Source organism: Gracilibacillus sp. JCM 18966 (assembly GCF_055392695.1).
This window is the reverse complement of record NZ_AP043883.1, coordinates 651080-667784: the sequence shown is the minus strand read 5'-3', so window position 1 is coordinate 667784 and position 16705 is coordinate 651080. Positions and strand designations below refer to the sequence as shown.

The following is a 16705-nucleotide window of genomic DNA, read 5'->3' as shown; positions in this document are numbered from 1 at the left end:
TTACATGTTGCTTTTTCTTTACACCTATAAAATAGTAGGAGATGGAAAAATGAGACAAATGCGATTTGCACCACCAACGGACCATTATGATGAACGATTAGAAAAAATCGATGAGCAAATATGTAATTTAATGAAAGAACGGAAAATCCTTTCTAATAATAATCCTGGTTTTCCAAGAGCATCCCTAATCACTGAATGGTCGCAAAAATATAATTTCTATGAAGATTTCCTTCGTAGTATTTTTTCACAACTTCTAGATGAAGAGGTTTATAAACCAACGGTAAAGCCTAGAGGTTTTATGAAAAATATACCAATATTAAAATTATTTGAAAAAGATCAGATACTATATACTGTCACAGTAATAAGTCAATTTGAAAATGCTAGTATTGTTCGTCTTAACATTGATAGAATGCCAGATGATGTTATGTCAGATATGGATCGGGAGGAACACTTATATTATAGGCTTTCCATAGATGCAGAAGGAATGGATTATGATTGTAGATGGGAAGGAGGTTCAGGTTCAGGAGAACACTCCTCGTATACTTACATTGTAGCACCAGCTTTACCAGACGATCATTCTAGCTATCAATTCGTTTTTACAGAATGTAAGACACCTTACGATAAAGCAACTGGTTTTGAGTTTAGGTTGTAGTAGGTAACAAAATGGAAAAAATCACATAAGGGAATTAGTTCATCATCCATCTTTATAGAATTACTTTGATGCCTTCCCATTTTAGCAAGAGAAGTTTTAAAAATGTTCTCGCTCAACAAATTCTTCCATTTAAATCTATTATACTCCGCAAATCGTACTAGGAATGATTATCACCTTTAAATAAAGAGAGAGACCACACAATGTGTGGCCCCTCAGTCAAATATTATTCTCTTACCCCAAATACAAAAGTAGTTTTCGCGTAATATTTTTCGTCTTTATCTAACCATACTGATGGGAAACCGTCATGATGGATCGATGCGGGTGATGCTTGTGTTTCCAAGCAAAGCCCTAAGTATCGAGCTGATTCCCGTTCGCGTAGCTTCAAGCCTTCAGGTAAATTGTTCGAAGTATACATGACAACACCTGGTTGGTCTGTGATCACCTTTAGTTCACGCCCGCTTTCTTTCTCATAAACCTGTGCACTTACTTCTTTTGTGTGATCGAATAAAAAGTAATGATCATAACCGTGATTCGCTACTAAATTTTGTTTAAATTCAGAGCTTACGCCATCCTTCATCGGACGCCCATTTCGAAAATCAAATACCGTATCATCGACGTTTAAGATGGAACCTGTTGGAATTAACTCATCATCTAATTGAACAAATTCGCTACTATCTAAAGTGATTTCATGTTCTTGAATATCTGTTTTTAAGTTACCGCTTAAGTTAAAATACGAATGATTTGTCGCAGTGAGAACGGTTTTTTGATCTGCAACACCTTCATAAGCAATTGTTAGGGCATTTTCATTCGTTAGCGTATAAATTACCGTCATTCTAAGATTACCAGGATAGCCGTTTTCTCCATCCTTACTATCTAGAGTTAACGTTAATCCAACCTCTTCCTTATTTTCAAAAGGAACGACAGACCAGATAGACTTATGGAAGCCAGGTTCCCCACCGTGTAAATGATGGTCTCCTTCATTTTTTGGAAGGGTATAAGCCTTTCCATCCAATTCAAATTGGGCTTTTTCAATACGTCCAGCGACTCGCCCAATGAGTGCACCGAAATAACCCGGGTTATCTAGGTAATCCTCGTAGTTATTAAACCCAATCACGACATTTTCTAGCTTGCCATCACGATCTGGTGTCATAGCTCTTGTAATAATTCCTCCAAAATCAAGGATAGAGACCTCCATACCATGATCATTAATTAGTGTAAATTCTTTCCATTTCTGATCCTTTACAGAAACTACATCTGTTTTTATTTCCATTTCGATAACTCCTCCTACCTACTTTTATAGATGTGAAAGGAAACGTTTAAAGGCCCCTCTACCAGTTTCATCTGTTTTAAAGACACCTGCATCCTCTAGAACTCTAGCGAATTTCTTTCCTAATTCATCATCTACGATTTGCTTGACATTTTCTTTAGCAATATTTGTATGCCTTTTCTTTATCGATTGTACCCAATTTCGATGATAATCTGCAATGCTTATCTCTTCGTTGAGTAAATGTTTTTTGATTTCTTCTAGTTCCCCTTTTAGTCTTGGAGGGAGTACGGCAAGCCCCATAACCTCAATAAGTCCAATGTTTTCTTTTTTAATATGATGAACATCTTCATGTGGATGGAATAATCCCATCGGGTGTTCTTCTGTTTGACGATTGTTGCGTAATACAAGATCTAACTCAAATTTGCCATCTCTCATTCTAGCAATTGGTGTAATTGTATTATGAGGTGTTTCACCTGTATAGGCGAAGATTTCTGCCTCTTTATCACTATAATCGCGCCATTTTTGTAAAATATAATCGGCTGCTTCGATTAATGGCTGGCGATCCTGATGACGTATACGAATGACAGACATTGGCCATTTTATAACAGATGCGCAAACCTCTGGATATTCCTCTATTTTAAAGGAAAATTCATCTTCTGCTTTTGTCATTGCAAACGTATAATTACCACCTTGGTAGTGATCGTGGGATAGTATACTTCCACCTACTATTGGCAGGTCGGCATTTGACCCAATGAAATAATGAGGGAATTTCTCTACAAAAGCTGTTAATCTTGCAAAGGAATTCCGATTAATTTTCATTGGGCGATGCTCTTTGGCAAAGATAATACTATGCTCATTGTAATAAACGTACGGCGAATATTGCAGGAACCACTCTTCTCCCTCAAGTGGTACTTCAATAATCCGATGATTCGATCTAGCTGGGTGTCCAATTCGTCCAACATAACCTTCGTTCTCCGCACAGAGCAGGCATTTAGGATAGGCTAAATCCTGCTTCATTTCACGCTCCCGCCTGATTTGCTCAGGATCCTTTTCAGGCTTGGATAGGTTAATCGTAATATCTAAATCACCGTAGTCGGAAGCTGTTTTGAATTGAATATTTTTCGCAATTCGCTTTGTTTGGATATAGTTACTATCCTTGCTTAATTGATAAAAATAATCGGTTGCTTTAATCGGTGCTTTCTCATATTTTTGATAAAAGACCTGATTAATTTCAGATGGCTTCGATAAAAAGACATTCATGATTAGTGCTTGGAGTTTCTCCTTTTCATCTAATAAATCCTCGATAATATTACGGTTTATAGCATCTTCTGTAATGGTTTCGAGTAGCTCAGGTATGGATGATTCAGCTGAAAGGGAGTCCTGTTCCTCAAAGCTATCAACCTTGACTAATCCAAGTATTTGGTTTCTTGCATAAATGGCATCACTAGGATGAATGAGTTCTTTATTGATCGCTTTTTGTACAAGTGACTCAATAAGCTGCGAGAGATTTGCCATGCTTATGCCTCCTCTTTATAGCCTTGGGGATTTGCTTGATGCCAATTCCAAGCATCGGTAATAATTCGTTTAATATCAGTTCTAGACGGACTCCAGCCTAGAATTTGTTTTGCTTTTTCAGAACCTGCAATTAAGGTACTAGGATCGCCAGCGCGTCTTTCGGCAACCTTTGCAGGAATTTCGTGACCCGTAATTTCTCTTGCCGTTTTAATAATTTCTTTTACTGAGAAGCCCTGACTACTCCCGAGGTTGAAAATATTACTTTCCCCGCCATCCTGTAAATAGTTCAAAGCGAGAATGTGTGCATCAATAAGATCCTCTACATGTATATAGTCTCGAACACAAGAGCCATCGTGGGTATCGTAATCCTCTCCGAAAATGGAGATATACTCTCTTTGACCAAGTGCTACTTGTAGTACAATCGGAATTAAATGAGTCTCCGGTCTGTGATCCTCCCCAATTTCTCCTGTACTTCGGGCACCTGCTACGTTGAAGTATCTTAAAGACACATAACGGATATCATGCGCAACTTCTGCCCATTTCATCATTTTTTCCATGGTAAGTTTTGTTTCACCATACGTGCTAGTAGGAAGTGTAGGCATATTCTCTGTAATAGGTACTTGTTCTGGTTCTCCATAAGTTGCTGCAGTAGAGGAGAAGACAATGTTTTTAATCTGGAATTCGGTCATTGCTTGTAACAATACTTGTGTTCCATAGACATTGTTATCAAAGTATTTCAATGGTTTTTCCATTGATTCACCTACAAGAGAATTGGCTGCGAAGTGAAGCACACCATCGATTTTTTCGTGGGAAAAGACTTCACGTAAGAACTCAATATCACGAATATCTCCATTGTAGAAGCTTGCATCTGGATGTACAGCTCCAGCATGACCTGTTTCTAAATTATCGATTACTACTACTTGATGACCTTTGTCGATTAATTGGTAAGTAGCATGTGATCCAATATAGCCAGCTCCACCTAACACTAAAATTCTCATTTATTTTCCTCCTCCATTAATTCTTTGGCACCATCACCGATTGCAGCAATATAAAAGGTAGGAGGGTAGCCTACTTTTTCTTCATAGACCTTCGCAATATTTTCCTGAAAGGCTCTTGATTCAGTCTTCTCTACAATGGCAATCGCACAACCACCAAATCCAGCTCCTGTCATACGCGCACCGATGACCCCTTTTTGCTGCCAAGCTGCTTCGGCAATAGTATCTAATTCAAGGCCTGTTACCTCATAATCATCACGTAAGGAAACATGAGATTGATTGACTAGCTCCCCAAAGGCTTTTAATTCACCAGCTTTTAATTTCTGCAATGCCTTGATCGTACGTGCATTTTCATAGACAGCATGCTTTGCGCGCTTCTGATTTACTTCATTTTTAATAAGTGAGCGGTTTTTTTCAAATTGCTCTGGTGTCAATTCCCCAAGGCTTCTAATGGAAAGTTCTTTTTGTAGATCAGCTAAAGCTTGCTCACACTCGCTACGGCGCTCATTGTATTTCGAATCAGCTAATTCCCTGCGTTTATTCGTGTTAATAATGATGATATCATGATCCTCTAACACAATCGGTGCATATTCATAATGGAGGGTATCACAATCCAGTAGCAGGGCATGGTCTTTTTTTCCCATACCAATCGCAAACTGATCCATAATACCACTATTCACACCGATATATTCATTCTCCACTTTTTGACCGATTTGGACAATCTTTACTCTGTCAATGTTTAGGTTAAACAGCTTTTCTAATAAAACACCTGTTACTAATTCAATCGAAGCAGAAGAAGAAAGCCCAGCACCGTTTGGAATGTTTCCATAGAATAAAACATCAAAGCCATGATGGATGGAAAAACCTTCCTCGATAAAGTATTTTACCATGCCTTTTGGATAATTGGTCCAATCGTCTTCTTGCTTATAGCTCAAATCATCTAAGGATACCTCTAAAACTCCTTTTTCTGCAAAATTTTCAGAATAAAACCGAAGCATACGGTCTTCACGAGGAGCTACGATTGCATAAGTCCCGAATGAAATAGCGGCAGGGAAGACATGACCACCATTGTAATCCGTATGTTCCCCGATTAGATTAATTCTCCCTGGTGCAAAAAAGGCTCTAGGATTAGTATTTGTTTGAAAAATATTGTGAAATGATGAGATAAGTTGTTTCCATTCCATTGTTAGTTCCCCCTTTGATATCGACTTAATTAATTTAATTTACTAACTAAATTGTAGGTGATTTCATGTAAAAATACAAGGGCTAATCATTAAAATTTTGATAAATATTCCTTACCATTTCTTTACATAGTGTTAATCCTTCTATTCTTTTTCCTTGATAAAATATAGATTGGTAGATTACTAGAATTAAAGGAGGAAAATCAAGATGAATCATTCAACGAAGAGATTTATTGGTATGTTACTTTTTTTCTTGCTCATTGTCTCACAGTTTTCTAGTGTTTTTGGTAGAGAAGTGAGTGCAGCAGAAGATCTAGTAGATGTTCAACTACTTAGTATGAATGATCTTCACGGAAAAATTGATCAATCCTATGAGTTAGACATAACAGGTGATGGTGTTGTAGACGGAGTTTACGGGAGAATGGATTATGTTGCTTCCTATTTAAAAGAGAGAGATCAAGCACATCCAAATTCGATTATCGTACATGCAGGAGATATGATCGGTGGAAGTGCACCAGTGTCTGGTTTATTCCAAGATGAACCTACTGTAGAAATTATGGAGGAAATCGGCTTTGATTATGGGACAGTTGGAAATCATGAATTTGATGAGGGTACAACAGAACTTCTAAGAATGGTGAATGGTGGTGAGCATCCTGATGGTTTAGGTACTGCGGGTTATGATGGAATGAATTTTGCTAATCTATGTGCCAACTGTGTTTACAAAGATTCCAGTGAAACTATATTGCCACCATATGCTATAGCAGAGGTGGAGGATGTAAAAATTGGCTTTGTTGGGGTTAATACACAAGCATCTGCTGGAATGGTAATGCCAGCAGGGATCGAAGATATTGAATTTACAAACGAAGCAGCTGCTGTGAATCAAGCAGTAGAGGAACTCCAAGCAAAAGGAATTGAAGCTATCGTTGTTTTAGCACATATTCCTGCAGAGCAAAGTGGTGAAACAGCTGTAGGCGAATCTGCTGAACTAGCGAAACAAGTAGACGATGCAGTAGATATTATTTTTGCTGCCCACAACCATCAAGTTGTGAATGGTGTAGTTGATAATAAATTAATCGTGCAAGCAAGTGAGTATGGAAAAGCATTCGCAGATATCGATATTCAAATCGACCGTAGCACACAGGATATTATTAAAAAGCAAGCGGAAGTCGTTTTTGTTGATCAAAATAAGAAAGAGCCTGATCCAGCCGTTCGTGACATTTTAACAAAATATCAGGATTTGATTGAACCAAAAATGAATCAAAAGCTAGGGTATAACGGACAAGACCTTACTGGTGATTATACAAATAATGGGGATCATGGATTAGGAAATCTTATCGCAGATGGGATGCTATGGCAGATGGATGCGGATTTTGCCATGATGAATGGTGGTGGCATTCGTGATGATCTACTACAAGGTGAGATTACTTGGGGAGATTTATATAATATCATGCCATTTGGAAATACCCTAATGAAGATGGAGATAAAAGGGGAGGATCTTTACCCTATTTTAAATGCACAGCTATCTCCAATTTATGGACCAGATTATAGTATTGCAGGCTTACACTATACTTGGGATATAGCTACAAATAAAGTCATCGACATCATCTTTCCAGATGGAACAGCGATTGATCCAAATGGTTCTTATACATTGGTTGTCAACAATTATATGGGGACCTCCCTTAGTGATAAGCATCGTCCAATTAGTGAAAAAGGTCAGAATGTAGAAATGGGTCCAGTTGATTTAGACGCTTTTGTTAACTACGTGAAATCATTAGGCTCTACTGAGGAAAATCCGATACAAATTGGCTCTGAAGGAAGGATTGTGGGGATAGAAAATACTCCAGAAAATATTCTAGGCGAGGTCTCCATTAATGAAGCTCGTAATGCAGAAACAGGTTCAGAGGTAACCATAGAAGGTGTGGTTACAACTACACCTGGTGCCTGGGGTGGCAATGGCTTCTACATACAAGATGAAACAGCGGGTATCTATGTCTTTGGAAGTGATGAGGTAACAGTTGGAGATCAGGTCAAATTAACTGCTGTTACTGGTGAATATAATGGTGAACGACAATTAACTGATATCTCTTTATTAGAGAAAACAGGTCAAAGCCCATTACCAGATGCAGTAGAGGTTAGTCCGTCAGAAATTAGTGAGCAGAACCAAGGGCAGTTAGTTGTAATCAAAGGAGCTACCATTTCCGAATTAGAAAAAGTGAATGATTATGGAACCTTTGAGTTAATGGCAACTACGAATGGACAAGCTGTATTAGTTCGCGTAGATAACCGTACAGGATTAGCCTATGATGCCTTCCCTTTTGAAAATGGTGACAAAGTAAATATCATTGGTGTATCTAGCGTATATAATGGGACATTTCAATTAAAGCCAACAAAAGTAGCTGATATTTCCGAATTTACCGAACAAGGTGAAGATGATCCTAATGAAGACTCTCCTAATGAGGATCAACCGGAAGAAGATCCAACTACCGAGGACAACCCTAATAACGAAGAAAAGCCAACAGAAAATAATGGAGTAGAAGATCCTAATAATGAAGAAACCCCCAATGATCAAGACAAGGGGGGGAATTCTAGTAATAAGGATAAAATAGAAAATGAGCGCAACAACTCCAATAATGATAAAATCGCGGAGAATGAACAATCGAAGAATCCGCTACCTAATACGGCAACCTCTATTTTTGATCTAATGCTAGCAGGCGCTGGGCTAGTGCTGGCATCCCTCATATTATTTATGATAGGAAGAAAAAAGCAAAGAGTGTAAAAAAGAAAGATGCATCCTCATAAGCAAGGGTGCATCTTTACTATTTACTAACCTACTATTTATTTGTAACAGAATAGGCTTCTCTTACTTGTTTAGCAGCAGTAATCATATTTTCTAAAGCAGCAACGGTTTCCGCTTCACCTCGTGTTTTTAGACCACAATCTGGATTAATCCAAAATTGCTTAGCATCAATGGTTCTTAATGCTCTTTCGATATTTAATTTAATTTCTTCGACACTTGGAACACGCGGACTATGGATATCATAGACACCAAGTCCAATTTCCTTATCATACTTATTCTTCTCAAATGTATCAATTAATTCACCATGACTTCTAGATGTTTCGATAGAGATAACATCCGCATCTAACGCATCGATTACTTCGAAAATTTCACTAAATTCAGAATAGCACATATGTGTATGAATTTGCGTTGATGGCTTCACGGTTGCTGTTGAAATGCGGAAGGCTTTGATCGCTGCATCGAAATATGCTGGCCATTTCAAATGATCGAGTGGTAAACCTTCTCTAAGGGCAGGTTCATCGACTTGAATAATTTGTACTCCAGCTTTTTCTAATGCGAGCACTTCCTTCTCAAGAGCTAGTGCGATTTGATTTTGTACAGTGAATCGAGGAAGCTCCTCGTGGACAAACGACCAATTTAAAATCGTAACAGGCCCTGTTAACATTCCCTTCACTGGTTTCTTCGTTAAGGATTGGGCAAATACAATTTCTCTTACAGTCATTGGATTACTCCATGATACATCTCCCACTACTAGTGGTGGTTTTACACATCTAGAACCATAAGATTGAACCCAACCGAATTCAGTTACAGCAAAACCATTTAGCTTTTCACCAAAGAATTCTACCATATCGGTACGTTCAAACTCACCGTGTACGAGTACATCTAGATCAAGGTCCTCTTGAATTTGAATCCATTTTTTCGTTTCTATATCAATGAATTCAAGATATTCTTGATTAGTAATGTCCCCTTTACGCCACTTCGTACGGGTGCCTTTTACCTCAGCTGTTTGAGGTAAGCTTCCAATGGTAGTCGTCGGTAGTATAGGTAATTTTAACTCTTCTCGCTGTAGTCGGATTCTTTTACTAAATGGAATGGTCCTTTTGACTTCTTCCCCTTCTAGCTCCTTCAACTCCTGTGCAACAGATTGATTTTGGCGATAAGATGAATGAGCAAGCGCCTCTCTTGCTGTCTTACTTTCTTCTAGAATCGTCTGAATCGATGCTTTTCCTTTATTGGCACCTTCAGTGATCGCCTGAATTTCCTTTAGCTTCTCATCTGCAAAGCTAAGTCCATTTAATATAATAGGATCCATTTTACTTTCACTATCTTTTGTTACAGGGACATGTAACAGAGAGCAGGAAGGTTGTAAAATAATTGTCTCCACATCAACTGCTCCATTAATTTCTTCCACTAGTTCAAGGGTTGTGTCTAAGTCTGCACGCCATACATTGCGTCCATTGATGACTCCGGCAGCTAGAACCTTATCTTTCGGGAATCCCCATTTTTTGATTAATTCTAAGCTTTCACCATGAATGAAATCTAGACCTATCCCATTAACGGGAAACTGTACGACCTTTTGATAATGTTGAACCGTTTCAAAATATGTTTGTAGCAATATTTTTGCTTGGGGTGCTTCTGCACGTAAGGTCTGATAGGTTTTTTCAATGAGCTCTAATTCCTGATTAGAAATATTTGTCCCTAGAATTGGTTCATCAATTTGGATCCATTCTGCTCCAGCTTCCGTTAATTCGTTTAAAACTTGAGCATATAATGGCAGAAATTTCTCTACCCAGTCTGATAGTTCATTTTCTTCATAGCCCTTAGATAGTTTTACGAAAGTAACCGGACCAATTAGTACAGGTTTTCCGATAATTCCGAGCTTTTCCTTTGCTTCAAGGAAATAAGTTAATGGACGATTTTCGACAAGCTTTGGTGTTACATCATTTAATTCAGGTACAATGTAATGATAGTTTGTATTAAACCATTTCGTCATTTCAGCAGCAACTGCTTCCTTTGTACCACGTGCAATTCCAAAATACGTATCTAGTGATTTTTCGTCTAGGTCTTGAAATCTTGTAGGAATGACACCAAAGGAAAAAGCGGTATCAAGTACGTGATCATAGAAGGAAAAATCTCCAACAGGAATCCAATCAATACCTAGTTTTTGTTGTTTTTCTAGGTTAGCTAAACGTAATTTAGTAGTTTGGTTGATTAATGCTTTTTCTGTTATATTGTTTCCCCAAAAAGATTCAAGAGCATGCTTCCATTCTCTTTTTTCCCCGATTCTCGGATACCCAAGATTAGAACTGATGAATGTTGTCATATTTTATTCTCCTTTTTCTTTCATATTATTACAGCTAAAGGAATTCCCCGTTTTAGAAGTCTTACCTTACCTTTGCTGTTGATTTTGCTTTTGTTTTTTCATGGACATAATCGGTTAATTCAACAGTAATTTCGTAATTCATAAAAGGTGTGATGAGATAAATACCGTTGAAATAGGAAATAGCTGTATCAATTAATTCCTTCGCGATTTCTATTCCTTCACGGATCGCATCTGCTCGATTAGATCGGGCTTGCATTCTTGCCCTTACTTCATCAGACAGCTTCATCCCTGGAACTTCATGGTGTAAAAATTCAGCATTTTTATAGGAAACGAGTGGCATGATTCCGATAAAAATAGGTGCTTCTATATGCTTGGTTTCCCGAGCAAGTGCAATGATTTTTTCGTGACTAAAAATTGGTTGTGTTAAAAAATAATCTGCACCGTGCTCGATTTTTTTGTGCATTCTTTTCACAGCCTTTTCTAAGTTTGCGACATTTGGATTGAAGGCTGCAGCTACTTGAAAGGAGGTATTCTCTCTTAAGGAAGCACCAGAGAAGGATAACCCTTGATTACACTGCTTGATTAATCGTGTTAATTCAAAAGAAGTTACGTCAAATACGGATGAGGCACCAGGAAATCCACCAATTCTTGTAGGATCACCCGTTATTGCTAAAATCTCATGGAAGCCCAGTGTATGTAACCCCATTAGGTGTGCTTGCAGGCCGATTAGGTTGCGATCTCTACATGTGAGGTGGATAAGTGGTGTAACATTTAGATGGAGTTGTTTCATTTTGACAGCCATCGCTAAATTACTGATTCGCGGTGTAGCAAGTGAATTATCCGCTAAAGTAATCGCATCCACACCTGCATCTTCCAGCGCTTTCGCCCCTTTAATAAACTCATCAATTTCTAGATGCTTTGGTGCATCTAATTCAACAATAACGGTATGCTGTTTCTTAGCTTTATCCACCAATGTCGGATTCGACTGGACAGTTTGGGAAGAAGGGAGTGTGATCAGTCCTTCTTTCACCTGGACGGTTTTGTCTAAAATAGGTGTTAGTCCCTCAATACCATCCTTTAAGGCCCTAATATGCTCTGGGGTCGTTCCACAGCACCCTCCGATAAGACGTACTCCTTGATCTCGGAATTCCTTTGCACATCGTTTGAAATAATCTGTTTGCTTGCTGTAAACAAGCTTGCCGTTTTCATATGCTGGTAGACTAGCATTTGGAAATGCTGATAAGTGTGCTCGCTCAGGTAATGGTACGGCTTCTAGTGACTCAATCATATGGTGTGGACCTAAACGACAATTAACCCCAACGACATCTGCACCAAGTACTTCTAGCTGTGTTAATACATCAGCTAAGGACATACCGTTTTCTAAAATACCAGGCTCATGCATCGATACATTTGTAATAATAGGGAGGTCTGTTTCTTTTCTTGCAATTTCTAGAACAGCGGTTAATTCGTCGATGTCATAATAAGTTTCTAATAGGATGCCATCTACACCTTCTAATAGAAGGCTAAATAATTGTTCCTTGAAGCTCCTTATGATGTCTTTTTTGGATGTGACTAGCTTTTGAATTCCTCGAATTCCACCAATCGTCCCAAGTACAAATGTTTCATTTTTTGCTGCTTGTTTAGCTAATTGGACAGCACGTGTATTTATTTGGTGTACTTTCTCCTCCAAGCCAAATCTTGCTAGCTTAATATAATTGGCTCCATACGTATTGGTTTGGATGATATCTGCCCCAGCGTCAATATAGGATTGATGAACTTGGAGGACCTCTTCTGGTTTTGATAGATTATATGCTTCAAAGCATTGATCAACCCCATGTGCGTAAAGTAAAGTACCTATCGCACCATCTGCTATGAGGATATTTTCTTTGAGAGCTTGTAGGAGTGATGATGTCATTCTTTCACCTCTTTTCTTTTCATAATCATTTATAAAAAACAAGCAATCTCCACTATAATTGCTGTTTTTTGAACAAAAGGCCCAGAAAAACAAAAAAGTCTTCATCCCTTGAAAGATGAAGACTCTATATAAATAGATCTCACGTTCCTCATCTTTCAAGCGTTGTTGCGCTTGCTGGAATTAGCACCTTGTCTAATAAAGACGGTTGCTGAGGTATCACAGGGCCAGTCCCTCCACCTCTCTTGATAAGAGTAAAGCTTTATGAAGTTTTGTTGTCATTATATTACATTATAAGTAAAATACTTTCAAGTCATTTTTAATAAAAAATTGAATTTTTTTCCTAGATTGTTATTCACCTTGTTTGATAACAAGAATGATGGTATAATTGAAAATGATTCTCATTAAAAAGGAGATTAGATGATGGCAAGTTTAAAAAATCTTATAAAAGAGCGACGCTCCATTTCAAACTATAAAGAAAATCCTGTTTCTAAGGAACTAATGAAAGATTTATTAAGTATAGCTGTCTGGGTGCCCAATCATAAAATGACTGAGCCGTGGCGTTTTGTATTTATAACAGGCGAATCAAAGAAAAAATTAGCAGAAATCAATCGAGAGGTAGCGAAAGAAAAAGCAAAGAATGCCTCTGGTGAGGAGCTAGAGCAGATAGGCGAAAATGGCTACCAAAAGATCATGAACGTTCCATTTATCATTATGGTTATTAATACGCTTCATCCTCAAGAAAAACTGAGAGAAGAAGATTATGCTTCGGCTAGCTGTCTTATTCAAAATTTCAGTTTGTTAGCTTGGGAGGAAGGATTAAGTGTTTTTTGGAAAACTGGTAAATTGTCGTTTTGTGAGGAGACAGCTGCACTTATCGACTTGAAGGATGATGAACGAGTAGTTGGCTTACTTCAAGTCGGCTATCCAGCGAAACAAGTTAACCCTATTCCTAGAATAAATGTGAATGATAGAATAACAGAATTAGACTAATAATCTTTGATGAAAAAGCTAAACTAAACGACTTGGCGTAAAGCCAAGTTTTTTTATTTCTGTTATAATTCATCACTTTCTAAGCAAAAAAAGTGCCGATGAAGCGATATCATCGGCAACCAAGAAAAAGGGGCTATCATTTTGTGAGAAAGCAATCCTTGCAGCATTGCTCAATTTGGAACATCTTTAATATATCAAATGAATGAAAAGCTAGTGTTAAATGTAAGTTAAGAAAGTGTAAACTTTTTCCTTTCGTCCCAATTTATTCGGTATAATAGGGATCAACAATTGCTGAAGAAGGAGAAAGAAAATGACATCCATATCTATTTGTGTAACGAGTGATATCCATGGTTATATTTATCCTACCAATTACCGAGAAGAAGTAGAGAAAAATATGGGACTAGCTAAGATAGCTTCCCTAATCGATAGAATAAGGTCAGAAAAAGTAGTAATTCTCGTCGATAATGGAGATTTCATTCAAGGGAGCCCATTTACTTATTATTTTGCAGCATATAAAGAAGCGAAAAGAAGCCCTTTAATAAAAATAGGAAATAGTTTACATTATGACATGGCGATTTTCGGAAATCATGAATTTAATTACGGGATAGAGTATCTCAAAAATGTAGTAAATAAAACAAATTACCCATGGTTAGCTGCTAATATATTAGACAAACACACAGGAGAACCTTTTTTTGGTACCCCATATGTAACAAAAGAAATTAATGGTATAAAAATAACCTTCTTAGGCATTACCACTCATTTTATACCACATTGGGAGGACCCAACACATATTCGCGATTTAGTCTTTGAAGATGCTTGTGAGGCTGCGCATAAATGGGTGAAAAAGGTTAGAGAAGAAGAAAGGCCAGATCTACTCGTTGTAAGCTACCATGGAGGGGTAGAAAGAGACCCGGAAACAGGGGAAGCGACAGAAGCCTTAACCGGTGAAAATCAAGCGTATCAAATGTGTGAAGAAATAACAGGTATCGATTTATTAATAACCGGCCATCAGCATCGATTTTTAACAACAACAATTAATGGGGTTCCAATCATTCAAACAGGCAGTAATGGGAAAGCTTTAGGAGAAATTGAGCTTGCCTTTAATAATAAAAAAGAGGTTACAAGTATTAAACCAAAGCTTCATTATGTGAAAGACGATACTCGATCAAATCAACCGACTATTGCGCTAATCGAGGAAGAAGAGAAGCTCGTACAGGAATGGCTGGATCAGCCAATAACGGAAGTGAAAGGTGATATGGAAATAAAAGACCCGTTTCAAGCAAGGATAGAGGAGCACCCGTTTATTGAATATATCAATACATTGCAAATGAAAGTAGCAGATGTTGACATATCATGCACGGCCCTTTTTCACAATCAATCACCCGGGTTTCCCAAGCATGTTACGATGCGAGACATAGTTTCAAATTATGTATATCCAAATACATTGAAGGTTTTAAAATTGCGAGGAAAGGATATAAAAGAAGCAATAGAAAAGAATGCTAGCTATTTTACCTTGAATGAAGCTGGTGAGTTAGCTGTAAATTCACTATTTTTAGAGCCGAAGCCAGAGCACTATAATTATGATATGTGGGAAGGAATCGAGTATGAGTTGAATATAGCGAACCCAATTGGAAATCGGGTAACTAAATTGCTTTTTCAAAATAAAGCACTAGAAATGGATCGGTTTTACTCGGTGGTCATGAATAACTATCGAGCAAGTGGTGGAGGAAATTATAATATGTTTCGAGGAAAAGAAATCGTGAAAGATATTCCGATCGATATGACAGAGCTAATTGCGAATGATCTATTAAACCGAAACTATCTAGAGGCGAAGTGTAATCATAATTTCTCAGTAGTTGTGGAAAAATAAGAGTTTTCTAGAATATACCAGAGTTTTCAAATACTCTACAAACTCTATCAATACTGGGTTTGGAGTCTAGTTGTGTAAAAAAGTAGGAGAAAATATTACGTTTCCACGTATAAAATAATAGATTGTTGCCCCATAATGACAAATATGACAAGCTTACGTAATATCGTAATGATTGTTACAGACTCTTAATTTCGCTGTAACCACAAGCGATAAAACTCTATGTTATAGTGTAGCTTGTCAACTAGAAAAGGAGGCAACGATTGATGAAGAAGTTTTTCATTACCACAGCGTTCGTCGCTGCAAGTTTCTTAGTGGTAAATCCAGCATTAGCCAGTACACATGAAGTTCAACAAGGAGATACATTGTGGGGAATTGCTAAAGAGAACGAAACATCTGTTGCAAAATTAAAAGAGATTAATAACTTAGAATCAGATATTATTATCCCGAAACAAATTATAAAGATAGATAACGAGATTACTTATAACGTTAAAAAAGGGGACTCTTTAAGTGAAATCGCAGTAGAATATGGAGTTACTGTCGATGATATTCAAAAATGGAATAACTTAGAGACAGACCTTATCTTAATTGGAGAAGAACTTAGGTTAAAAGACGTAAATACTTCAAAAGAAAATAAATCAACAGAAAAAAGCACCCCAGAAGCTTCGGTAGTTCCAAAGGTAGAAACAGAGGAGAAGCAAGAAGCATCCAAAGAGGAATCTAAACAAGCACCAGTTGAACAGCTATCAACTGAACAAGACAAACAAGAAGAAGGTAAAACAATTACTGTTACTGCAACAGCCTATACAGCAAAATGTGATGGTTGTTCAGGAACAACAGCAACAGGTATTAATTTACTAGAAAATCCTAATATGAAGGTAGTTGCGGTTGATCCAGATGTTATCCCACTAGGTACAAGAGTACATGTGGAAGGCTATGGTGAAGCAATTGCTGGAGATACAGGTGGAGCGATTAAAGGCAATAGAATTGATGTCCATGTACCGACAAAGGATGAAGCCTTTGATTGGGGTAGAAAACAAGTGGATGTGACTATTTTAGAATAGGAAAAAAGCTGGATAATGCCAACCCTCTCGTAGATGAGAGGGTTTTTTATTTTTTATCAATGCTAAAAAAACAAACATATTCAAAAATAGATAAACAATTTCAAAGATTAGGGATTGCTATTTTTCTATAAATGAATTA

General features: G+C 37.6%; 11 protein-coding genes and 1 riboswitch. Of the genes, 5 read left to right on the top strand and 6 right to left on the bottom strand.

The features are described from left to right. Positions 1-49 precede the first annotated feature (49 nt). Positions 50-652: a hypothetical protein gene (locus ACZ5N5_RS02965; protein ID WP_464373244.1), complete on the top strand. Its 603-nt coding sequence runs from the start codon at positions 50-52 to the stop codon at positions 650-652. A gap of 223 nt (positions 653-875) precedes the next feature. Here ACZ5N5_RS02965 and ACZ5N5_RS02960 read toward each other — a convergent pair whose 3' ends face one another. Genes ACZ5N5_RS02960 through ACZ5N5_RS02945 form a run of 4 tightly spaced genes read right to left on the bottom strand, consistent with a single transcriptional unit; the run spans position 876 to position 5613 of the window. Beyond that, positions 876-1922: an aldose epimerase family protein gene (locus ACZ5N5_RS02960; protein ID WP_464373243.1), complete on the bottom strand. Its 1047-nt coding sequence runs from the start codon at positions 1920-1922 to the stop codon at positions 876-878. Positions 1923-1946: 24 nt separating this feature from the next. Next, positions 1947-3434, bottom strand: a complete 1488-nt coding sequence (gene galT, locus ACZ5N5_RS02955) for a UDP-glucose--hexose-1-phosphate uridylyltransferase (RefSeq protein ID WP_109985484.1) — start codon at positions 3432-3434, stop codon at positions 1947-1949. Between the two features lie 2 nt (positions 3435-3436). After that, positions 3437-4432, bottom strand: a complete 996-nt coding sequence (gene galE / locus ACZ5N5_RS02950) for a UDP-glucose 4-epimerase GalE (protein ID WP_054860376.1) — start codon at positions 4430-4432, stop codon at positions 3437-3439. After that, positions 4429-5613 carry a galactokinase gene (locus ACZ5N5_RS02945; protein WP_464367593.1) on the bottom strand — a complete coding sequence of 395 codons (1185 nt, stop codon included), beginning with the start codon at positions 5611-5613 and terminating at the stop codon, positions 4429-4431. The genes galE and ACZ5N5_RS02945 overlap by 4 nt, the downstream gene beginning before the upstream one ends. 205 nt (positions 5614-5818) lie before the next feature. Here ACZ5N5_RS02945 and ACZ5N5_RS02940 point away from each other — a divergent pair, with 205 nt between their 5' ends. Continuing rightward, entirely contained in the window at positions 5819-8386 is a 2568-nt protein-coding gene (locus tag ACZ5N5_RS02940) for a 5'-nucleotidase C-terminal domain-containing protein (RefSeq protein ID WP_464373242.1), read from the top strand. A gap of 55 nt (positions 8387-8441) precedes the next feature. Here ACZ5N5_RS02940 and metE read toward each other — a convergent pair whose 3' ends face one another. Both metE and ACZ5N5_RS02930 read right to left on the bottom strand, forming a co-directional pair. Then, entirely contained in the window at positions 8442-10730 is a 2289-nt protein-coding gene (metE, locus tag ACZ5N5_RS02935; RefSeq protein WP_464367595.1) for a 5-methyltetrahydropteroyltriglutamate--homocysteine S-methyltransferase, read from the bottom strand. A gap of 61 nt (positions 10731-10791) precedes the next feature. Then, positions 10792-12645 (bottom strand): bifunctional homocysteine S-methyltransferase/methylenetetrahydrofolate reductase, encoded by a 1854-nt coding sequence (locus ACZ5N5_RS02930; protein ID WP_464373241.1) that lies wholly within the window; start codon positions 12643-12645, stop codon positions 10792-10794. Between the two features lie 145 nt (positions 12646-12790). Further along, positions 12791-12897, bottom strand: a riboswitch (SAM riboswitch). Positions 12898-13065: 168 nt separating this feature from the next. On the opposite strand from ACZ5N5_RS02930, the gene ACZ5N5_RS02925 reads away from it, so the two are divergent. The 3 genes from ACZ5N5_RS02925 (at position 13066) to ACZ5N5_RS02915 (ending at position 16566) form a co-directional block, all read left to right on the top strand. After that, positions 13066-13635, top strand: coding sequence for a nitroreductase family protein (locus tag ACZ5N5_RS02925; RefSeq protein ID WP_054860373.1), 570 nt, complete (start codon positions 13066-13068; stop codon positions 13633-13635). Positions 13636-13945: 310 nt separating this feature from the next. Further along, positions 13946-15505: a bifunctional metallophosphatase/5'-nucleotidase gene (locus ACZ5N5_RS02920; RefSeq protein ID WP_464373240.1), complete on the top strand. Its 1560-nt coding sequence runs from the start codon at positions 13946-13948 to the stop codon at positions 15503-15505. A 263-nt stretch (positions 15506-15768) separates the two neighbouring features. After that, positions 15769-16566: a LysM peptidoglycan-binding domain-containing protein gene (locus tag ACZ5N5_RS02915; RefSeq protein WP_464373239.1), complete on the top strand. Its 798-nt coding sequence runs from the start codon at positions 15769-15771 to the stop codon at positions 16564-16566. Positions 16567-16705: the final 139 nt, after the last annotated feature.